This is a genomic window from Nocardia sp. SSK8, from assembly GCF_037034205.1.
Classification (GTDB): Bacteria; Actinomycetota; Actinomycetes; order Mycobacteriales; family Mycobacteriaceae; genus Nocardia.
The window spans coordinates 1-20725 of record NZ_JBAGKD010000016.1 but is presented as its reverse complement, the minus strand read 5'-3'; the positions used below and the strand labels follow the sequence as shown (position 1 = coordinate 20725).

Annotated in this window: 17 protein-coding genes, 1 tRNA gene and 1 riboswitch; of the genes, 6 read left to right on the top strand and 12 right to left on the bottom strand. The window is 69.9% G+C overall.

Features of this window, described 5'->3' with window-relative positions:
• Positions 1-43: 43 nt before the first annotated feature.
• Positions 44-158, bottom strand: a riboswitch (SAM riboswitch).
• Positions 159-362: 204 nt separating this feature from the next.
• The 3 genes from WA675_RS24470 to WA675_RS24460 all read left to right on the top strand — a co-directional run bounded on the left by WA675_RS24470 (position 363) and on the right by WA675_RS24460 (position 6219).
• Positions 363-797 carry a MarR family winged helix-turn-helix transcriptional regulator gene (locus tag WA675_RS24470; protein ID WP_336087523.1) on the top strand — a complete coding sequence of 145 codons (435 nt, stop codon included), beginning with the start codon at positions 363-365 and terminating at the stop codon, positions 795-797.
• A gap of 152 nt (positions 798-949) precedes the next feature.
• Positions 950-4864 (top strand): Pls/PosA family non-ribosomal peptide synthetase, encoded by a 3915-nt coding sequence (locus WA675_RS24465; protein ID WP_336087522.1) that lies wholly within the window; start codon positions 950-952, stop codon positions 4862-4864.
• The gene (locus WA675_RS24460) at positions 4864-6219 is read left to right on the top strand and encodes a M1 family metallopeptidase (protein WP_336087521.1); all 1356 of its coding nucleotides are present in this window, start codon (positions 4864-4866) and stop codon (positions 6217-6219) included. The genes WA675_RS24465 and WA675_RS24460 overlap by 1 nt, the downstream gene beginning before the upstream one ends.
• Here the strand turns inward: WA675_RS24460 and WA675_RS24455 are convergent.
• Positions 6204-6389 (bottom strand): hypothetical protein, encoded by a 186-nt coding sequence (locus WA675_RS24455; protein ID WP_278260582.1) that lies wholly within the window; start codon positions 6387-6389, stop codon positions 6204-6206. The genes WA675_RS24460 and WA675_RS24455 overlap by 16 nt on opposite strands.
• Positions 6390-6427: 38 nt before the next feature.
• On the bottom strand, positions 6428-6892 hold the full coding sequence (locus WA675_RS24450; RefSeq protein ID WP_336087519.1) for a DUF2752 domain-containing protein: 465 nt from the start codon (positions 6890-6892) through the stop codon (positions 6428-6430).
• Between the two features lie 217 nt (positions 6893-7109).
• On the opposite strand from WA675_RS24450, the gene WA675_RS24445 reads away from it, so the two are divergent.
• The gene (locus WA675_RS24445) at positions 7110-8198 is read left to right on the top strand and encodes an alpha/beta fold hydrolase (RefSeq protein ID WP_336087518.1); all 1089 of its coding nucleotides are present in this window, start codon (positions 7110-7112) and stop codon (positions 8196-8198) included.
• Between the two features lie 102 nt (positions 8199-8300).
• Positions 8301-9146: an alpha/beta fold hydrolase gene (locus tag WA675_RS24440; protein WP_336087517.1), complete on the top strand. Its 846-nt coding sequence runs from the start codon at positions 8301-8303 to the stop codon at positions 9144-9146.
• A 39-nt stretch (positions 9147-9185) separates the two neighbouring features.
• Here the strand turns inward: WA675_RS24440 and WA675_RS24435 are convergent, their stop codons facing one another.
• The 6 genes from WA675_RS24435 to WA675_RS24410 all read right to left on the bottom strand — a co-directional run bounded on the left by WA675_RS24435 (position 9186) and on the right by WA675_RS24410 (position 15446).
• Positions 9186-9989, bottom strand: a complete 804-nt coding sequence (locus tag WA675_RS24435; RefSeq protein ID WP_336087515.1) for a HEAT repeat domain-containing protein — start codon at positions 9987-9989, stop codon at positions 9186-9188.
• Positions 9976-10413 carry a DUF6228 family protein gene (locus WA675_RS24430; protein ID WP_336087605.1) on the bottom strand — a complete coding sequence of 146 codons (438 nt, stop codon included), beginning with the start codon at positions 10411-10413 and terminating at the stop codon, positions 9976-9978. The genes WA675_RS24435 and WA675_RS24430 overlap by 14 nt, the downstream gene beginning before the upstream one ends.
• A 165-nt stretch (positions 10414-10578) precedes the next feature.
• Positions 10579-10654: transfer RNA gene (locus WA675_RS24425), tRNA-Thr, on the bottom strand.
• A 57-nt stretch (positions 10655-10711) separates the two neighbouring features.
• Entirely contained in the window at positions 10712-11911 is a 1200-nt protein-coding gene (locus tag WA675_RS24420; protein ID WP_336087514.1) for a DNA polymerase III subunit delta', read from the bottom strand.
• A gap of 151 nt (positions 11912-12062) precedes the next feature.
• On the bottom strand, positions 12063-15002 hold the full coding sequence (topA, locus tag WA675_RS24415) for a type I DNA topoisomerase (protein WP_442945713.1): 2940 nt from the start codon (positions 15000-15002) through the stop codon (positions 12063-12065).
• 237 nt (positions 15003-15239) lie between these two features.
• Entirely contained in the window at positions 15240-15446 is a 207-nt protein-coding gene (locus tag WA675_RS24410) for a cold-shock protein (protein WP_019044597.1), read from the bottom strand.
• A 432-nt stretch (positions 15447-15878) separates the two neighbouring features.
• Here WA675_RS24410 and WA675_RS24405 point away from each other — a divergent pair, with 432 nt between their 5' ends.
• The gene (locus WA675_RS24405; protein WP_336087513.1) at positions 15879-18269 is read left to right on the top strand and encodes a DEAD/DEAH box helicase; all 2391 of its coding nucleotides are present in this window, start codon (positions 15879-15881) and stop codon (positions 18267-18269) included.
• 299 nt (positions 18270-18568) lie between these two features.
• Here WA675_RS24405 and WA675_RS24400 read toward each other — a convergent pair whose 3' ends face one another.
• From WA675_RS24400 to WA675_RS24385, 4 genes are all read right to left on the bottom strand, one after another.
• The gene (locus WA675_RS24400; protein WP_336087603.1) at positions 18569-19156 is read right to left on the bottom strand and encodes an Rv3654c family TadE-like protein; all 588 of its coding nucleotides are present in this window, start codon (positions 19154-19156) and stop codon (positions 18569-18571) included.
• Positions 19156-19467: a TadE family type IV pilus minor pilin gene (locus WA675_RS24395; protein WP_336087512.1), complete on the bottom strand. Its 312-nt coding sequence runs from the start codon at positions 19465-19467 to the stop codon at positions 19156-19158. The genes WA675_RS24400 and WA675_RS24395 overlap by 1 nt, the downstream gene beginning before the upstream one ends.
• 41 nt (positions 19468-19508) lie before the next feature.
• Positions 19509-19721, bottom strand: a complete 213-nt coding sequence (locus WA675_RS24390; protein WP_336087511.1) for a DUF4244 domain-containing protein — start codon at positions 19719-19721, stop codon at positions 19509-19511.
• A 69-nt stretch (positions 19722-19790) separates the two neighbouring features.
• Positions 19791-20417 carry a type II secretion system F family protein gene (locus tag WA675_RS24385; RefSeq protein ID WP_336087510.1) on the bottom strand — a complete coding sequence of 209 codons (627 nt, stop codon included), beginning with the start codon at positions 20415-20417 and terminating at the stop codon, positions 19791-19793.
• Positions 20418-20725: the final 308 nt, after the last annotated feature.

Genomic DNA, 20725 nt, shown 5'->3' with positions numbered 1-20725 from the left:
GAAATCCCGTCGGTTCAGGGACTCGTTCCCGAGGGATGCTCCGAGTCCGCGCTTGCCGCGCCCACTGCGGACGGCGGCCAGGTCGTCACCCGGAGCACCCCACCGCGGAGGAGGGTTGCCGACCAGCTAGCCGGGGCTTGTCGCTGGTACTCGTGACCTGCAACGAGAGTGACAGACGATCGCCGCGGCTGTCAACCACCGAATTCCGCCGCCCGGAAAATCGCTGCCCGACAGGCCCCTTCGCCACGACACGCGATTGCCCCCGGATTGCCCTCGCGCGCGAACTCCCGCAACCATCGGATGACTCCACGATGGAACCGCCAAATGATTGAGTTCACCCACTATTTGTTAGAGTGGCCGCCATGTCCTCGAACCCGAACGCCGTCCGCGGTCTGCCGCGCTACCCGGTGTACGCGCTCGCACGACTCACCAAGGCCCTGCACACCGAGATCGACCTCCCGCTGCGCGACCACTGGGTGCTCACTTTCATCGCCGAGAACGCCGACCTGACCCAGAAGAAGGTCGGCGAGGCGCTCGGCATCGACCGCAGCGAAGTGGTCCGTCTGGTCGACGCCCTGGAGGGCGCGGGCCTGGTAGAGCGCACCCGCGACGGCAAGGACCGCCGCAAATACCGGCTGCGCGTCACCGACGCGGGCCGCAAACGCTGTAAGCGCACCGACAAGCTGATCGCCGAGGCCACCGCCCGCGTGCTGCACCGCCTCGACCCCGACGAGCAGGTCACCCTGCACCGGCTCGTCCTCACCGCGCTCGGCGACGAGGCGGATCCGTCCACGTGAGCACCGGCGCGGCACCGGCCGCGCACCGGTCCGGCACACCGTCCGGCGAGTACCGTTGGCATCTGGTGACCATCCCGTTTGCCCTCCGGTAACCCGACCGTGAAACAACAGACACCGATGGGGGTCAACCGATGAGAGGTGGACGCAGCGCGATGCTCGAGCCACACACCGAATTCGGGGCAGAGCTGCTCCGCGATCCGCTGCTGCGCGCCGATCTGGCGGCCGCGCCGCGCACCCTGGTCGACATCCTGACCAGCACCGCCCAGACCCACCCCGACGCACCCGCGATCGACGACGGCACCGTGGTGCTGAGCTATCTGGAACTGATCGCCGCCGTCGAGGCCAGGATGGCCGAGCTCGTCGAGGCGGGCGTGCGCCCGGGCGACCGGGTCGGCGTGCGGATGCCCTCGGGTTCGGCCGCGCTCTACGTCACCATTCTGGCCGTGCTCTACTCCGGCGCCGCCTACGTCCCCGTCGACGCCGACGACCCCGAGGAGCGCGCCAAGCTGGTCTTCGGCGAGGCCCGCGTCAGCGCGATCGCCACCGGTGACGGCATCGAGTCGGCCACCACCGCCGCGGGCGACGCGCACTGGGACACCCTGCCCGCCCCCGCCGACGACGCCTGGATCATCTTCACCTCCGGCTCGACCGGCACCCCCAAGGGCGTCGCGGTGACCCACCGCAATGCCGCCGCCTTCGTCGACGCCGAGGCGCGACTGTTCTTGCGGCACAAGCCGATCGGCCCCGGCGACCGCGTGCTCGCTGGCCTGTCGGTGGCGTTCGACGCCTCCTGCGAGGAGATGTGGCTGGCCTGGCGCCACGGCGCCTGCCTGGTCCCCGCCCCGCGCGATCTGGTCCGCACCGGCGCCGACCTGGGCCCGTGGCTCATGCGCCGCGCGATCTCCATCGTCTCCACGGTGCCCACGCTGGCCGCCACCTGGCCCGCCGAGGCGCTGGAATCGGTGCGGCTGTTGATCTTCGGCGGCGAGGCGGTGCCGCCGGAACTGGCCGAACGGCTGGCGGGCGCCGAACGCGAGGTGTGGAACACCTACGGCCCCACCGAGGCCACCGTCGTCGCGTGCGCCGCCCAGCTCGACGGCACCATGCCCGTGCGCATCGGCCTCCCGCTGGACGGCTGGGATCTCGCGGTGGTCGACGCACAGGGCACCCCCGTCCCCGAGGGCGAGACCGGCGAACTGGTCATCGGCGGTGTCGGCCTGGCCCGCTATCTCGACCCCGCCAAGGACGCCGAGAAGTACGCGCCCATGCCGTCGCTCGGCTGGGAACGCGCCTATCGCAGTGGCGATCTGGTGCGCAACGACCACGAGGGCCTGATCTTCCTCGGCCGCGCCGACGACCAGATCAAGATCGGCGGCCGCCGCATCGAACTCGGCGAACTCGACAACGCCCTGCAACACCTGCCCGGCGTGAGCGGCGCGGCCGCGGCGATCCGGACCACCAAGGCGGGCAACAAGATCCTCGTCGGCTACCTCACCGGCGCCGCCCCCGGCTACGACCTCAAGAAGGCCAGAGAGATTCTGGCCGAACAACTTCCGGCCCCGCTGGTCCCGCGCCTGGCGATCGTCGCCGACCTGCCGACCCGCACCTCGGGCAAGGTCGACCGCGACGCCCTCCCCTGGCCGCTGCCCAGCTCCGAGGACACCCCCGAGCACGGCCTGCACGGCACCGCCGCCTGGGTGGCCGGGCTCTGGGACGCCATCCTCGGCGCCGAGGTGACCGGCCCGGACACCGATTTCTTCGATGTCGGCGGCGGCTCGCTCTCGGCGGCCCAGCTGGTCGGCGCGCTGCGCGAACGGTATCCGCACGTCACGGTGGCCGACCTCTACGACCATCCGCGCCTCGGCTCGCTGGTCGAGCTGCTCGACGGCAGCGCCCCGGTCGACGCGGTCGACGAACGCGTCGTCACCCCCACGCCGCTGCGCGCGCAGATCACCCAGGTGCTGGCCACCATCCCGCTGACCACCCTGACCGGCCTGCAATGGGTCACCTGGCTCACCGTCGTCTCCGCCATCGCGGGCTGGTCCGGCTCGCTGCCGTGGCTGCCGCGGCTGTCGTGGTGGTGGATCGCGCTGGCGTTCGTGCTGTTCATCTCGCCGCTGGGCCGGATGACACTGTGCGTCGCGGGCACCCGCGTGCTGCTGGCGGGCCTGCGCCCCGGCACCTACCCGCGCGGCTCCGGCGTGCATCTGCGGCTGTGGGCGGCGGTGCGCCTGTCCGAGGCCAGCGGCGCCGAAAGCCTGTCCGGCGCACCGCTGATGGTCCCGTTCGCCCGGGCGCTCGGCGCCAAGATCGGCAAGGGCGTCGACCTGCACACCCTGCCCCCGGTCACCGGCATGCTCGAACTCGGTGACGGCGCCAGCGTCGAACCCGAGGTGGACCTGTCCGGCTACTGGGTCGACGGCGATCTCGTGCACATCGGCGGCATCACCGTCGGCGAGGGCGCGGTGATCGGCGCCCGCTCGATCCTGTTGCCCGGCAGCAAGATCGGCAAGAAGGCCGAGATCGCGCCCGGTTCGGCAATCGTCGGCAAGGTGAAGGCGGAGCAGGAATGGGCGGGCTCGCCCGCGGCGAAGACCGGGAAGGCGCCGCGCCGCTGGCCCGACCACGCGCCCGATCGCGCCCGGCACTGGCTGCTGGTCTTCGGGGTGTCGTCGATGGTGCTGGCGGCCATGCCGGTCTTCGGGCTCGCCGTCGGCGGCACCTTCATCGCCTGGTGGGTCCGCGAGGAGACCACCATCGGCGCCGCCGCGCTGCACGGTTTCGCCATCCTGCCGGTGGCCACCCTGCTCAGCCTGTTCGTCTACGCCGCGGCCACCGTGCTCGCCGTGCGTCTGCTCGGGATCGGCCTGCGCGAGGGCTACCACCCCGTGCGCAGCCGCACCGGCTGGCAGGTCTGGGCCACCGAACGTCTGCTCGACTCCGCGCGCACCTTCCTGTTCCCGCTCTACGCCAGCCTGCTCACCCCGCTGTGGTTGCGCCTGCTCGGCGCGCGGATCGGCAAGAACGTCGAGGCCTCGACGGTGCTGCTGCTGCCCAAGTTCACCGTGGTCGCCGACGGCGCCTTCCTGGCCGACGACACCATGATCGCCAGCTACGAACTCGGCGGCGGCTGGCTGCGCATCGGGGAGGCCAAGGTCGGCAAGCGCGCCTTCCTCGGCAATTCCGGCATGACCGCGCCCGGCCGCCGGGTCCCCAAGAACGGTCTGGTCGCGGTGCTCTCGGCCGCGCCGAGCAAGGCCAAGGCGGGCTCGTCCTGGCTGGGCAGCCCACCGGTGCGCCTGCGCCGGGCGGCCGAATCCAGCGACACCTCCCGCACCTTCGATCCGCCGCTGCGGCTCAAGCTGGCCCGCGCCGTCGTGGAGACCTGCCGGTTGATTCCGGTGATGGTCACCTTCGCGATCGGCCTCGGCGTGCTGTTCGTGCTGGCGCTCATCGCCCAGTACACCGACTACCTCGTCGCCGCGCTCGCCTCCGGTGTGGTGCTGATGGCGGCGGGCGCGCTGGCCGGTGCGCTCGCGGTGGCCGCGAAGTGGTTGCTGGTCGGGCGGATTCGCGCGGTGGAGCATCCGCTGTGGAGCTCGTTCGTGTGGCGCAACGAGGTCTCCGACGCCTTCGTCGAGACCGTCGCCGCGCCCTGGTTCGCCCGCGCCGCGACGGGTACTCCCGTGATGAATCTGTGGCTTCGCGGACTCGGCGCCAGAATCGGGCGCGGGGTATGGTGCGAATCCTATTGGCTACCGGAGGCGGACCTGGTGACACTCGGTGACGGCGCGACGGTGGAACGCGGCTGCGTGGTGCAGACCCACCTGTTCCACGACCGGATCATGTCCATGGACACCGTGACCCTCGACGCCGGTGCCACCCTCGGCCCGCACTGCGTCGCCCTGCCCGCCGCCCACATCGGCGCGGGCGCCACCATCGGTCCCGCGTCGCTGGTCATGCGCGGCGATGTCGTCCCGCCCTCGACGCGCTGGTGGGGCAACCCCATCGCGCCGTGGACCGGTCCCGTCTCGACCGTGGAGTCGAGGCAGCGCGGAGCCGCCTGATGCGGAGCAAGTTCTACGAGGACCCGATCGACCCCTACCTGCCGCAGAACGGCAACCGCGGCTACCGGGTGTCGCGCTACGAGCTGGAGCTGAGCTATCGGCCCGCCAGCAACCGGCTGGCCGGGCGCGCGGTGGTCATCGCGGTCACCACCGCCGCGCGCGCCTGGTTCACGCTCGACCTGTCGCAGGCGCTGACGGTGTCGAAAGTGCTGGTCAACGGGACCAAGGCGGCCAAGTTCGCGCATCAGCAGGGCAAGCTCGCCGTCACCCCGCAGCAGAAGATCCCCGCGGGCGGCGTGCTCGAGATCGCCGTGCACTACGCGGGCACGCCCAAGCCGGTGCGCGGGCCGTGGGGCGAGGTCGGCTGGGAGGAACTCACCGAGGGCGCGCTGGTGGCCAGTCAGCCCAACGGCGCGGCCTCCTGGTTCCCCTGCGACGACCACCCGAGTTCCAAAGCGTCCTACCGGATCTCGATCACCACCGACAGCCCCTTCTACGCCCTGGCCAACGGCACCCTGATCAGCAAGCAGGCCAAGGCCAGCCAGACCACCTGGGTCTACGAGATGGCCGAGCCGATGGCCAGCTATCTGGCGACCATCCAGATCGGCAATTACCGCAAGTACCGCGTCGGCACGCCCGGCGAGCCGGTGCCGATGCAGGCCGTGGTCCCGCCGCGGCTGCGCGCCAACTTCGAGCACGATTTCGCCCGGCAGCCGGAGATGATGGCGCTGTTCACCGAGCGGTTCGGGCCGTATCCGTTCGAGAACTACAGCGTGGTCGTCACCGAGGACGAGCTCGACATCCCCATCGAGGCCCAGGGCATCTCCATCTTCGGCGCCAATCACTGCGACGGCAGGCGCGGCTCGGAGCGGCTGGTCGCCCACGAACTGGCCCACCAGTGGTTCGGCAACAGCCTCACCCTGAAGCGCTGGAGCGATATCTGGCTGCACGAGGGCTTCGCCTGTTACGCGGAATGGATGTGGTCGGAGGCCGCGGGCGGGCCCAGCGCCGACCAGCTGGCCAGGGCCGCGCGCGCCAATCTGGCCCGGCAGCCGCAGGACATCGTTGTCGGCGATCCCGGTCCCAAGGACATGTTTGACGACCGCGTCTACAAGCGCGGCGCCCTCACCCTGCACGCGCTGCGGCTGGAACTGCGCGACCACCTGTTCTTCGAACTGATCCGCGAATGGACCGCGCGCTACCGGCACACCGCGGTCACCACCGAGGAATTCGTCGATCTGGCCGGGCACTACAGCGTGGCGCCGCTGCGCTCACTGTTCGCGCTGTGGCTGGGCACCAAACCGCTGCCGCAACTCCCCCCGCTCGGCGGCCAGGCGCATCAGAACACCAGGTAGCGCTGGGCCAATTCCTCGACGAGCGGATCGTCGGAGGGCACCATCTCCAGCGCCTCGAGATCATCGGACACTGAGATGCTGCGGGAATCGTCGCGCTCGGGGTCGGGGCCGTCCTCGGCCAGCTGGCGCAACAACTTCTGCCGGACTCGATCCTTCAGTGAATCGCGCATACCTCCAGATTGCCTGGCCGACGGCGCGGTTTCCAGTATCAGACCGGGGCCAGCCAGGTGCCCCACGGCGTGTTGCGCAACACGGAGTAGACCGCGAGCAGGCCGAAGAACGTCCACACCGTCGCCGCGCTCAGCCCCGGCAGCCGCCAGCGCAGGCCGCGCCGGGCGCGGTTGAGCCAGTCGAGGACGAACACCGCGAACGCGACCACCAGCGCCACCGCCAGCAGATTGCTCTGCAACGCGTCGACGATCCGGCCGTCGGTCAGATTGTGGATCGAGCGCATGCCGCCGCAGCCCGGGCAGTACACCCCGGTCAGCACGTAGACCGGGCACAGCCCGTAGGAACCCTCGACGTGCGGGTCGCGCACGTGCAGCAACACCAAGGTCGCCACCCCGGCCCCCGCGGCGAGCAGCGGCGGAGCCAGCCGCCGCCACAGCGGACGCGGCGCGCCCGGCTCCTGACCGGCGCCGGGGAATCCTGCGGTGACGTGCGAGATGTCCACCCTGCACACGGTAGCGGCGCCCGTTCGGCACCGCCAGCACGCGACCGGTCGTGACAATCCACGCCACGCCGTAACTTTCCGGAGATTTCGTGCGATTTCACAGTGTCTTCGCGCTGTGTGACCCAGTCGACAACAAATGGGACACTGTGACCCGCTAACACTAGCTAGCGCGTGTGCTTGCACTGTACGGTGGCCTACGACACAAAGGAGTGCCGACATGCTTGCGAAGTCGATGAAGACGCTCGCGGCAGCGCGAAAACTGGTCTCGCACGGAGAGACCGGCGCCCTGACCGCCCAGTACCGTGCCGCACTGCGGAACCGCAGTTTCGCGACGGCGAGGCTCAACGCCCCCACTGCCGCGCACCAGGTCGTCCCGGTCACCACCACCGACGGCGCGCACCTGCGGGTGCACGTCTACGGTCCCGAGACCGCCCCCACCCTGGTCCTCATCCACGGCTGGGCGTGCAGCATCGAGTACTGGAACCCGCAGATCAGCGCCTTCGCCGACGAGTACCGTGTGGTCAGCTACGACCAGCGCGGCCACGGCGAGTCCACCCTCGGCACCGCCACCCCCAGCGAGCACACCCTGGCCGACGACCTGGCCACCGTCCTGGACGCGACGCTGCGCCCGGACGAACGGGCCGTGCTGGTCGGCCACAGCATGGGCGGGCTCACCATCCAGGCCTGGGCCAAACACCACCCCGAGCAGGTCGCCGAGCGCGCCGCCGCGGTGCTGCTGGCCAATACCGCCAATGCCGACATCCGCTGGGAAACCGACATGATGCCGGTGCTGAACAAGCAGCTCACCCTCGGTGAGTACCCGGTCACCGTGCTCGGCGCGCCCGTGCGGATGCCCCAGCCGATCAGCGAGTCGCTGCTGTTCGCGCCGCTGCCGATCCCCGGCGGCTGGCTCACCGAGCAGATCTTCCGGCACCGCATCGTCACCCCGGAGGCCACCGCCGACGAGGTCGACTTCGCGATCGGCATCATCCGGTCCTGTCGCCCGCTGGCCCGCGGCCGCCACGCCGCCGCCATGGCCGACATGGACCTGTCCGAGGGCACCGCCAACCTCAACGTCCCGACCACCGTGATCGCCGGTGCCCAGGACCGCCTGCTCCCGCAGCGCCTGTCGCGCCCGCTCATCGACACCCTGCGCCGCACCGGCCACCTCGCGGATTTCCACATCCTCCCGCACGGCCACCTCGGCAATATCGAAGACAACGACGCCTTCGACGCCATCCTCCGCCAGATCCTGCTCTCCGCCACGAACTCTCGGGCCACCCGCCGCAACGTCGCCGCCCGCTGACCCGAGTCAGGTCTCCTGAGCCGGTCAACGGCGATTCGCTCAGGAGCACCCCGTGAAGGGCCCTCGACCATGTCGGGGGCCTTTTCCGTTAGCCTTGAAAAGGTGACTCTTCGACACATTGCGGTGTTCGAGTACGGCGGCGAGTCGATCCACTACGCCCAACGCGGCTCCGGTTCGCGAGTGGTCATCTTCCTCCACAACCTGGGTTCGAGTCGGCTCATCTGGGAACCGGCGATCGCCGGACTCGACGACCGTTTCACCGCGTACGCCCTGGACTTCCCCGGCTACGGCGACTCCCCGCTGACGACCGAGCCGAGCATCGACCGCCTCGTCGAGATCCTCGAGGGCTTCGTCGCCGAGATCGGTGCCGAACGCATCGATCTGGTCGGCAACTGCGTGGGCAGCGCCGTCTCGCTGCTGTTCGCCGAGCGCCACCCGTCGACCGTCGGGTCGATGGTCCTGTTCAACCCCGCCACCGCCGCCACCCTCGCACCGACCCCGCTGGGCGTGCTCGCCCGGCTGGCGGCACGAAATGTCTTCCCCCACCGCCTGCTTCGCGCGCTCGCGTTGCCGAAGCCGATCGCCGACGCGATCGTGTGGGCCCAAACCGGCACCGGCCGGGTCGCGGCGTCGAACGCGGCGACCAGGGAGCGGTTACGAGACCTGTGGACCGACAAGGGTCGCATCCTGCCCATGGCGGGCATCGCCGCCGCCGTGGCCGTGCCGTTCGAGCGCATCGACCGGATGTCACCGGATGTGTTCGCCGACATCAACGTTCAGATGATCTGGGGCGAACGCAACAAGGTGCTCTCCGCGAAAGCGGGCCGCGAACTCGCCCACCGCCTCGGCATCCCCTACCTCGGCCTTCCCACCGCGGGCCACCTCGCGATGCTGGAAACACCCCCGGAAGAAATCGACGACATCCTGCGCGCGACACTCACCCCGTAATCACAGCGCGGGCGAGCCCTGCCCCTGTACGGAGCAGAGTCAGGATTCGCGCGCCGCGATGGCGGCCTGGATCCGCCGCAGTGTGCGCAGCCCCTTCTTCGCGGCCACACTCACCATCCCGTCGAACACCGTCGACCCCCTGTCCTCGGCCATCAGCCGCTCCAGGGTCGGCACCGCGCGATCGTCCCCGGTAGACCCGAGCGCGACCGCCGCCCAATACCGCTGGTCCGGATCATCGCTCCGCGCCGCCGCGCACAACCGGGGGATGATGTCCGGCGCGAACCTGGCCAGCGCACTGGCGATGTAGCCGATCCGGAAGTACCGCCGGTTCTCGAACTCCTCCCACAGCGCGGCCAGCGCCGCCTCCCCACCGATCAGCCCGAGCGCCTCGGCGGCCCGCTCCCGCATCCAACTGTCCGAGTCCCGCAGCAGCGGCGCCAACACCGCAACCACCGACTCGTCCCCCAACTCCCCCAGCGCGATCACCGCCTGCTCCCGCGCGATCTGCTGCGAATGCTCCAGCATGGCCACCAACCCGGGAACCGCCTCCCGCACCCCCAGCGCCGCACACCCCATCGCGGCCCACGCCTGACAGTTGTACCGAGTGTCGGCGAGCGCGTCGAGCAGCGACGGCGCCAACGACGCGTCCCCGAACACCGCCGCCCGATTCAACGCCCGGCTGTATAGCGCCCGATGGTAGGCGGGATAGTCGCGAACGAGCACCCGCAGCGTGTCCTTCGCCGACCCGTCCCCCGCATCCGCCCGCTCGAGCAGGACCCGCAGGTTCTCCTCCCGGGTCTCGAGATCGCCATCCCGAAGAAGTCGCGTGTCAGCTGAGTTCACCCCGCAACGATACGGCCAGATCCCCAACCCACCGCACCATCTGCTCCCCCGCCTCGACTACCACCGTCGTGGACGCCGACCAGTTCCCGTCCGCATGCCGCCACGGCCGGACGGTCCAGGTCAACCCGACACAACCCCCGGACCCGAAAACCGCCTCGATCCGCAGATCCCGGTCCACGCTCGACCATCCCCGAACGCCGTCCCAGCCGGCGAAGTCGGCGCACAAACCATCGAAGAACGGGACCAGATCACACTCGCCCATCACAGCCAACGTCACTCGATGCAGGGTCGCGCGCAGCCCAGGCCCCCCGACCTCGACACAAACCTGAACCGATCCATCGTCCCAAGGATCGACCCGATTCCCCAGCCGAACCCACGTGCCGAAACCTGGATCCCCCAGGGACGTCCACGCGCCCTCATCCACGCAACAGTCACAGTCGATCACTACGTCCCCCTCGAATCCACCCGCCGATCATGCGGCCCAACTCCCACCCGGCCGCGGTCCACCGCATGGACGAATCATCAGTCGGTTCCAGGCGAGCCGAAACGAGTAAGGCCCTCCCCGGCGAACCGGAAAGGGCCTCTGACCTGGAGCCGCCTGGGGGAATCGAACCCCCGACCTTTTCATTACGAGTGAAGCGCTCTACCGACTGAGCTAAGGCGGCGTGCCTTTCGGCGACGCGAGTCTATCGCGGGGAGGGGCCGAACGCGAAAACGGGTGGTCAGGTGGAGCGGGCGGAGATGAGGGTGGCGACCATGGCGGCTACGGCGAAGCGGGGTTTGACGTTGAGGTCGAGGGCTTCGCGGCAGGCGAGGACGGCGTCGATGCTGCGGAGCAGGCCTTCGGGGCGGACGGCGGTGGCGAGGTCGGTGATCTCCGTGGCCATGTCGGGGTGGGTGAGGGTGATGGGGGTGCCGCGGCCTGCGAAGCGCATGGCCAGGGCGTCGCGATACATGCCCGCGACGTCGATGAGGGCGCGGTCGAGGGCGTCGCGGCCGGTGCGGGTGGCGCGGGATTTCTGGCGGCGTTCGAGTTCCTTGAGGACGCCCGCCGAGCCGCGGGTGGCGGAGGCGGCGCCCTTGCCGGTGCCGCCCGCGCCGAGGGCGGTGGCCAGTTCGTCGCGTTCGCGGTCGTCGCGTTCGGCGCTCATCTGCTTGGCTTCGTCGTCGGCGGATTTCACCAGTTCGTCGGCGGCGGCGTAGGCAGCGCCGGGGCGTTCGGTGGCGGTGACCAGGGCTAGGGCGCGCTTGCGGCGCTTGCGGGCGTCTTCGTCGGTGGCCAGACGGCGGGCCCGGCCGACGTGGCCGCCGCTCACCGAGGCCGCCCATTCGGCGGTCTTCGCGTCGAGCTGATCGCGCTCGCGCAGCACGTGCGCGATGGCGGGTACCGACGGCGTGACGAGGTGGACGTGCCTGCACCGCGAACGCAAGGTCACCGAGATGTCCTCGGGATCGACCGAGGGCGCGCACAGCAGGAACACCGTGCGGTCCGGCGGCTCCTCGACGACCTTCAGCAGCACATTGCCCGCCGCCTCGGTGAGCCGGTCTGCATCCTCGACCACCACCACCTGCCAGCGCCCGGTACTCGGCCGCCGCGAGGCGACCTGCACGATCTCGCGCATCTCCTTGGTACTGATGCTGAGCCCCTCGGGGACGACCCGTCGCACGTCACCGTGTGTCCCGGCCATCGTCGTGGTGCAGGCATGGCACTTCCCGCACCCGACCACGTCGGGATCGGTGCATTGCAGGGCTGCCGCGAAACACAGCGCGGCCACCGACCGACCCGAGCCGGGCGGCCCGGTGAACAGCCACGAATGCGTCATCGCCCCCGTGACGACACCGGCCCGCGCCGCCGTCGCGGCAGCGGTCAGCTCCGCCTCGACCACGTCCTGGCCGACCAGTCGATCGAAGACACCTGCCACGCCAGACACACTAGCCGCGGGCTACGACAGGTTCGACGAACGGCCCACCGCGACCGGCCTCAGCGGCCGAGGACTGGCAACACGGCACCGGGTCGCGGATGCCGCTCAGCGCCGACCGGATACCGGACGCCGGACCGAATCTCGCCCCTGGTCAGTCCTCGTCCGCAGCGGCAGGCTTCGCCGGAGCCTTCTTCGCGACGGTCTTCTTCGCCGCGGTCTTCTTGGCCGCCGTCTTCTTGGCAGCGGTCTTGGTCGCCGTCTTGGTGGCGGTCGACTTGGCCGCGGCCTTCTTCGCAGGCGCCTTCTTGGCCGCCTTCTTCGCGGTGGTCTTCTTGGCCGCCTTCTTCACCGGACCCCGGGCGCGGCGGTCGGCGAGCAGCTCGGAGGCCCGCGCATCGGTGATCGACTCGACCTCGTCGCCCTTGCGCAGGCTGGCGTTGGTCTCACCATCGGTGACATACGGACCGAACCGGCCGTCCTTGATCACCATCGGCTTGTCGGTGGCCGAGTCCTTGCCCAGCTCACGCAGCGGCGCGGCGGCGGCCGCTTGCCGACCCCGGCGCTTGGGCTCGGCGTAGAGCTTGAGCGCCTCGTCCAGGGTGACGGTGAACAGCTGCTCCTCGGTCGCCAGCGAGCGGGAGTCGGTGCCCTTCTTCAGATACGGACCGTAGCGGCCGTTCTGGGCGGTGATCTCCTCGCCGGAGGCGGGGTCGGCGCCGACCACGCGCGGCAGTGACAGCAGCTTCAGCGCGTCGTCGAGGGTGATCGTGGCCAGGTCCATCGACTTGAACAGCGAACCCGTGCGCGGCTTGACCTCGGCGGCCTTCTTGGTGGTCTTCTTCGCCGGGGCGGCGGCCGGGTCGGGCGCGGGCGGCTCGGGCAGCACCTCGGTGACGTAGGGGCCGAAACGTCCTTCCTTGGCGACGATTTCGTGCCCCGACACCGGGTCGACGCCGAGCGAACGGCCTTCCTGCGGCGTGGAGAACAGCTTCTCGGCGACCTCGGGGGTCAGCTCGTCGGGCGGCAGGTCGTCGGGCAGGTTCGCCCGCTGCGAGATCGGATCTCCTTGCGGGTCATCGGGATTGACGACCATCCGCTCGAGGTACGGCCCGAACCGGCCGACCCGGACCACCACGTCGCGCCCCTCGGCGTCGACGAACATCTTGATCGAGTTCACTTCGCGGGCGTCGATGTCGTCGAGCTGCTCGCCGACCATCTTCTTGAGCCCGCCGGAACGCGCCACCGACCCCTCGGCGCCGTGATCGCCACCGAAATAGAAGCTGGACAACCAGTTTCCGCGCTGCTCGCGACCACCGGCGATGGCGTCGAGATCGTCTTCCATGGCGGCGGTGAAGTCGAAGTCGACCAGTCGGCCGAAGTACGCCTCGAGCAGCCCGACCACCGCGAAGGCCACCCACGAGGGCACCAGCGCGCTACCACGCTTGTAGACGTAGCCACGATCGAGGATGGTCTTGATGATCGAGGAGTACGTCGACGGGCGGCCGATGCCGAGCTCTTCGAGCGTCTTGATCAGCGACGCCTCGGTGTAGCGGGCGGGCGGGTTGGTGCTGTGGCCGTCGGGGGTGAGCTCGACGGCGGTGACGCCCTGACCCTCTTCCAGTGCGGGCAAACGGGATTCGGCGTCGTCGGACTGGCCGCCCGCCTCTTCGTCGACGCTCTCGACGTAGGCCTTGAGGAAGCCGGGGAAGGTGATGGTGCGGCCCGAGGAGGAGAACACACACTCCTCCCCGGTGCGGGCGGTGCCGGTGATGCGCAAGGTCAGCGTGGTGCCGCGCGCGTCGGCCATCTGCGAGGCGACGGTGCGCTGCCAGATCAGCTCGTAGAGCTTGAACTCGTCCTGGTCGACCTTGGACGCCAGCTGACCCGGCGTCATGAAGGTGTCACCGGACGGGCGGATCGCCTCGTGGGCTTCCTGCGCGTTCTTGACCTTGCGGGTGTACTGACGCGGCGACGGCGAGACGAACTCCGCGCCGTAGAGCTGGGTGGCCTGCGAGCGCGCCGCGGCGATGGCCGACTCCGACAGCGTGGTCGAGTCGGTACGCATGTAGGTGATGTAGCCGTTTTCGTAGAGCCGCTGGGCCACCCGCATGGTGCGCTCGGAGGTGAACCGCAGCTTGCGGCCCGCCTCCTGCTGCAGCGTGGAGGTCATGAACGGCGGGTACGGCTTGCGCGTGTACGGCTTGGCCTCGGCGGAGGACACCACCAGGTCGGCGCCGTCGAGCGCCTCGGCCAGCCTGCGCGCGTACCCCTCGTCGAGGACCACGACGCCGGAGGCCGACTTGAGCTGCCCGTCGGAACCGAAGTCGCGGCCCGAGGCCACCCGATCGCCCTCGACCTGCACCAGCCGCGCGCCGAACGTGCGCGGGTTGGTGGAATCGGAGTTCTCGTCGGGGCCCGCGTCGAGCTTGGCGGCGATATCCCAGTACTCGGCGGACCGGAACGCCATGCGCTCACGTTCACGCCGCACGATCACCCGGGTGGCGACCGACTGCACGCGACCGGCCGAGAGCCGGGGCATGACCTTCTTCCACAGCACCGGACTGACCTCGTAGCCGTAGAGGCGGTCCAGGATGCGGCGGGTCTCCTGCGCGTCGACCAGATCGTTGTCGAGTTCGCGCGTGTCGGCGGCGGCGGCGAGGATGGCGGGCTCGGTGATCTCGTGGAAGACCATCCGGCGGACCGGCACCTTCGGCTTGAGCGTCTCGAGCAGGTGCCAGGCGATCGCCTCGCCCTCGCGGTCGGGGTCGGTGGCGAGATAGAGCTCGTCGGCGTCGGCCAGCAGGCTCTTGAGCTCGGAGACCTTGGCCTTCTTGTCCGGGCTGACCACGTAGATCGGCTCGAAGTCGTGATCGACGTCGACACCGAGGCGGGCCCAGGACTGGCCCTTGTATTTGGCGGGCACGTCGGCGGCACCGCGCGGAAGGTCGCGGATGTGGCCCACCGAGGCCTCGACGGTGTAGTTGCGGCCCAGGTAGGGCGCGATCTTGCGGGCCTTCGTCGGGGACTCGACGATCACGAGACGACGCAGGGGACGCCCCTGGTCGGCTGAACTGCGGTCTCGTGTTGCCACCGGCGAACACCTTCCTTCTAGATCCGCGCGTCGGGAGGTCCGCTCGGTGCGCGGCTGGGGCAGACGGCGCGACGATCGGACATCGCCACCAGTGACGTTTATACCCTGCGCACCTGGGTAGCCGCGTCGACCAGGCTACGAAGACACCCGAAAGTCATACGGATCGGGCCCCGGAAACGGCTCGTCCCCCACCTCCGAAGACGGAGGTGGGGGACGGGCGTTGATGGGTTTCGCAGCTCAGGAGAGCGCGCGAACGCCGGTGGCCTGCGGGCCCTTGGTGCCCTGGCCGACCTCGAACTCGACCTTCTGGTTCTCTTCGAGGGTACGGAAGCCCGTGCCCTGGATCTCCGAGTAGTGGACGAAGACGTCAGCGGAGCCGTCCTCGGGCGCGATGAAGCCGAACCCCTTCTCCGCGTTGAACCACTTCACAGTTCCCTGTGCCATTCTGTTCCTTCTCTTTCTTACCGGAACGGCGGACAACTGGGTTCGTCCACCGGGCCCGTTCCGACCGCTGTACTGTTGGTCCCCCTGCAAGGAAATCCTGAGCACGGCGTTCGCAACATCGATCCTGCTGATGGTTGGACCTTCGATCCGTCCCTCGAACACAGAAGCTTGCGACCGAGACCCAGTGAACCATGTCTTTGAGCAATTCAACAGCCGAGTTACCGACAATTTGCAAAATTCTTGATCTTGCGAATGTGCAGGTAAGGGACACATTGGGTGAATCCGTACTTTCGGTCTGTTTGCTTCAGGATAACCGGGCGGGTTTCCAGCAAACCAGCTGTGACCCAGGTCGCTATTGGGTTACGAAATCCCAGGTCGCGGTCTCGACACACACACGTTTCACACTTCCCGTGTCGCGGGAGAGAGGTCGGGATGAATCCGACAGACCGGGCCGAGGTTCGGCAGCAGGGAAAGACCGAAAGCTACGGTCGATCGTTGCTGAATCGTGTCCTGACCGAGGCGGCGGGCGGCGACAGCCCGCTGACCCATGTCGCCGAGCTCCCCGCCCGGGCCGCCCGCACCACCCCGTGGCCGGAATGGACGCCATCGGCACTGGTCACAGCCTTGAACGCGAGCGGGATCGAACTGCCGTGGGAACACCAGACCCGCACGGCCGAGCTCGCCGCGGCTGGCAACCACGTCGTCGTGAGCACCGGAACGGCCTCCGGGAAATCTCTCGGCTACCAATTGCCGGTCCTCACCGCCCTGCACGAGGACCCGCGCGCCACCGCGCTCTACCTGTCCCCCACCAAGGCGCTTGGCGCCGATCAGCTGCGCGCCGTGGGCGGGCTGATCCACGACAATCCCCTGCGTGAGGTGCATCCGGCGAGCTACGACGGCGACACTCCGGCCGAGGTCAGGCAGTGGGTTCGGGCCAATGCGCGGTGGATCTTCACCAATCCCGACATGCTGCACGTCGGCGTGCTGCGATCGCACCAGCGCTGGGCGCGGATGCTGCGCAATCTTCGCTACATCGTGGTCGACGAATGCCACGCCTACCGGGGCGTGTTCGGCTCGCACGTGGCGCTGGTGTTGCGCAGACTCCGCCGTATCGCCCGTTTCTATGGTGCCGACCCGGTGTTCGTGCTGTGCTCGGCGACCAGTGCCGACCCCGCCGCCTCGGCGAGCACCCTGATCGGCGCGCCGGTCACGGCGGTCACCGCGGACGCCTCACCGCGCGGCGCGCGCACCGTCGCACTCTGGGAACCCCCGCTGAGCAAGACCCTGACCGGGGAGAACGGCGCGCCGGTGCGCCGCACGGCCACCGGCGAGGCCGCCAAGATCATGGCGAGCCTGGTGGCCGAGGGCGCGCGCACACTCACCTTCGTGCGCTCGCGGCGTGGCGCCGAGCTGATCGCGCTCGACGCCCGGCGCGTCCTGGCGGAAACCGCTCCTGAACTGCAGGAACGGGTTGCCGCCTATCGGGCGGGGTATCTGGCCGAGGACCGGCGCGAGCTGGAGAAGTCGCTGTCGCAGGGCGAGTTGCTGGGCGCGGCCAGCACCAACGCGCTCGAACTCGGCGTCGATATCGCCGGTCTCGATGCCGTGGTCATCGCGGGTTTTCCGGGCACGGTCGCCTCGTTCTGGCAGCAGGCGGGCCGCGCGGGCAGGCGGCTACAGGGGTCGCTCGTGGTGCTCGTCGCCACCGACGACCCGCTCGACACCTACCTGGTGCATCACCCGGACGCCCTGCTCGACCGGCCGATCGAGGCCACCATCACCGACCCGCACAACCCGTACGTGCTCGGCCCCCAGCTGCTGTGCGCCGCGCTGGAACTGCCGCTCACCGATGCCGAGGTGACCGACCTGCGGGCCGCCGAAGTACTCGCTGACCTGGCCGAACAGGGTCTGATCCGGCGCAGGCCCGGCGGGCGCGAGCAGCAGGGACGCTGGCATGTCACCGCGCATACCCAGCCGCACGACACCGTCGATGTGCGCGGCGGCCTCGGTTCCCCGGTGGCCATCGTGGACGCCGAGACCGGGCGGCTGCTCGGGACCGCGGACGCCGGTCGCGCGCCCGCCACCCTGCACGACGGGGCCGTACACCTGCACCAGGGCGAGACCTACCTGGTCGACGAGCTCGACCTCGAGGGTGGCGTCGCGTTCGTCAACGAGGTGGATCCCGGCTTCACCACCAGCGCCCGGCAGGTGACCTCGATCCGCGTCGAAGCGGTGCTCGCCGAGCGGGTCCACGGGGCCGTCACGGCGGCATCCGCGCAGGTCGCGGTCACCAACCAGGTCGTCGGGTACCTGCGCACGCTGGTCACCGGCGAGGTGCTCGACCAGGTCGAACTCGACCTGCCCGCGCACACCCTGCGTACCCGCGCCGTCCTCTACACCGTCACCCCCGCCCTGCTCGCCGCGGCGGACATCGCCGACGACGCGCTCCCCGGCGCCCTGCACGCCGCCGAACACGCCGCCATCGGCCTGTTGCCCCTGGTCGCGGGCTGCGACCGGTGGGACATCGGCGGTGTGTCCATCGCCGAACACCCCGATACCGGCGCGCCGACGGTGTTCGTCTACGACGGCCAGCCGGGTGGTGCGGGGTTCGCCGAGCGGGGATATGCCCAGCTCGAGGCCTGGTTGTCGGCCACGCTCAGCGTGATCGACAGCTGCGCCTGCCTGGACGGCTGCCCATCGTGCGTGCAATCGCCCAAGTGCGGCAACGGCAACAATCCGCTCGACAAGGACGCCGCGGCCCGCCTGCTGCGCGCCGTGCTCGGCGAGTTGCGTGGGGGCGAACAGCACCCTGCCGATCCGTAATGCCCGCGCATCGTTGACGTGACAACGGCTACACCTCGCCCGTCGATAACTGGTCGACTGTCCGAATTTGCGCTGACCAGCACCGAAGGGCTCACGGGTGCCCCGTGGACGAATAAAAAGGACAAGTCTTCTGTTAACTGGTCCATTGCCCAGGGGTACGCACGAGTAACCGCCACCATTGTTTTCATTTTTTTCGCAGTGTCATCAAAGAATGCGCATGGAATGGCATCGGCGCTATTCAGCGAATTATCGATTAGTGCGCGGCGAAACATCCACCGGCCAGTGTGAACACTTCCGCGTCACCCCCTCTCCTCCACCGGACCAGCCCGAGCGGACGCCACCACGGTCCGCACCCCGAACACCCCGAACGACACCTCCGCCCGCACCTGCACCATCACGTCCCACTGCTCGACCACGCACCCCCGCACCCCCACACCCATCCGCCCCGCCACTTCCCCCGCCACCGCACACCCCGCATCAGCCCCCTCCACCAACCGCCCAGCCGCCGCCAACGCCCCGAGATCCGCCGCAGCCTGCGCCCGATGCCGAGCCGCCACCGCCGCCCCCACCTGCCCGACCACGACCGTCAGACAGATCAACCCGGCCAGCGCGAAACACGCCAACGCCGACGCACCCCCGAGATCCCCACCCCTCCACCACACCCCCACACGCACCGCACGAGACCGAACGGGCACCAGCACGAACGACAACCAACCCCGGCGCACTCCCCCCACGTCCCGGACACGAGCCTGCGTCGCCCAGCTAGCCTGCGCGACTGCGGATGGGATCGAGCAGGCAGCTTGACCCGGGACGGGGTCGTTGTTGAGTGGCGTGGGCTCGGGTGCGGCGGGGTCGGGTGGCGGTTGTCCGGTGTTGGCGGGCGGCATCATCGGACTCCCGGTTCGGTAACGGCGACTGCGCGGGCGTGTAGGCGGAGGCCGGGGAGTAGTGGGGTTGTCGCAGAGACTGTGGCCAGGTGCTGGTCGCCCTCGGTGCGGAGGTCGATTGTCGCGCCGGGTGGAGCGGCGGATCGGGCGGCGGTGAGGGCGCGGGAGGTGTCGCCGCGGGCGGCGAGGCGGGCGGCTTCGCGGGCGGCGTCCTGGCAGCGGACCTGGGTGGACGCTGCCAGGAGGGCGCCGATGCAGAGGGCGACGGCGCAGACGAGGGCGGCCAGGGCGATGGCGGCCTCGACCGTCACCGCGCCTGCGTCGTCGGCGAGGGTGCCCGGTGACCAGCGGGTCAGACGCTGGTGTTGAGTGCCTTGTCGATGATCTGGGTCAGGGCGTTGACGATGCTGTCGCCGGTCACCACCCCGTACAGCACCGCCCCGAAGGCCGCCGCGGCAATCGTGCCGATGGCATATTCTGCCGTGCTCATCCCGTCGTCGTCGATGAGCAGGCGGGTGAGTCTGGTGCGCGCTCCTATATATACGGTGCGAACGAGCGTCATCATGTTCCCCTTCTCTTCCACACCGTGCGGCCGATCCGCACGGTGACGATTCGGTGGCCTCGTCGAGGCCGGTCACAGCAGGCCTCCGCCGCCGAGCACCCGGTCGGCCAGGCCGATCACGATCGGGACGATGCCGAGGCAGACGAAGGCGGGCAGGAAGCACAGGCCGAGTGGGCCGCCGATGAGCACACCGGCGCGTTCGGCGCGCGCCACGGCCGCGTCCTCTACGGCATCGCGCCGCTGGACCGCGAGCTCGCCGACCGCGTCGGCCAGCGAGGCGCCGGACCGCGCCGAACGCCGGGCCATCCTGGCCAGCGCCTCCACCTCGTCCGCGCCGGGCGAGCCGACCGCATCGGCCGAGGCCCGCTCCCAGGCGGTAGCGGCGTCCGCGCCGAGGGCCAGCAGATCAGCGGCCCGGAGCAGCGCGGCCCGTAAGACCGGCGGCGCCGTCGGCGCACTGGCCCGCGCGGCCGCCGCCATCGGCAAGCCCGAGCGCAAGCACGCCGCGAGCAGGTCGAACGCCGACGCGGACCCGAGCGGATCGACCCGGACCTGTCCCTGGACGGCCGCAGGTCCATCCACAGTGATCCCCACCAACGTGCGGACCCGTCTGCTGACCGCGACACGCCCCGGCACTACCAGCATTGCCAACGCGGCCACCACCAACGCTCCCGGCGACACCCCATCAGCCAGCTCCATCACGGAAACCCTTTCGCTCGGCCCGCGCGCCCGGATCAGGCGCAAGGACGCTGATTGATCCCCACTTGTCCACACTGTGTCGGTCGGCCACATCGCGAGACGGTCGCGCGGCGGCCTCCGCACCTTCCCCGGTCCGTACCGGCGATGCCTGGTGCCCCACCACCACGCCGAGGCATAAGACCACTTCGCGGCGCATCCGCACACCGGCCCGTCGCGTGCCAACCGCAAGGCGGTGGCGACCCTGCGCGGCGCGCAGAGCGACTCGCACCGGGCCGTCCGCTGCCCCCCCCCCCCCCCCCCCCCCCCCC

Bases quoted from the DNA above. Each gene is read 5' to 3' on its own strand.
- WA675_RS24445 (WP_336087518.1), top strand. From the start codon at position 7,110: ATGCTTGCGAAGTCGATGAAGACGCTCGCGGCAGCGCGAAAACTGGTC.
- WA675_RS24455 (WP_278260582.1), bottom strand. From the start codon at position 6,389: ATGCGCGATTCACTGAAGGATCGAGTCCGGCAGAAGTTGTTGCGCCAG.
- WA675_RS24390 (WP_336087511.1), bottom strand. From the start codon at position 19,721: ATGATGACGCTCGTTCGCACCGTATATATAGGAGCGCGCACCAGACTC.
- WA675_RS24470 (WP_336087523.1), top strand. From the start codon at position 363: ATGTCCTCGAACCCGAACGCCGTCCGCGGTCTGCCGCGCTACCCGGTG.
- WA675_RS24405 (WP_336087513.1), top strand. From the start codon at position 15,879: ATGAATCCGACAGACCGGGCCGAGGTTCGGCAGCAGGGAAAGACCGAA.
- WA675_RS24385 (WP_336087510.1), bottom strand. From the start codon at position 20,417: ATGGAGCTGGCTGATGGGGTGTCGCCGGGAGCGTTGGTGGTGGCCGCG.
- WA675_RS24460 (WP_336087521.1), top strand. From the start codon at position 4,864: ATGCGGAGCAAGTTCTACGAGGACCCGATCGACCCCTACCTGCCGCAG.
- WA675_RS24410 (WP_019044597.1), bottom strand. From the start codon at position 15,446: ATGGCACAGGGAACTGTGAAGTGGTTCAACGCGGAGAAGGGGTTCGGC.
- WA675_RS24465 (WP_336087522.1), top strand. From the start codon at position 950: ATGCTCGAGCCACACACCGAATTCGGGGCAGAGCTGCTCCGCGATCCG.
- WA675_RS24400 (WP_336087603.1), bottom strand. From the start codon at position 19,156: ATGCCGCCCGCCAACACCGGACAACCGCCACCCGACCCCGCCGCACCC.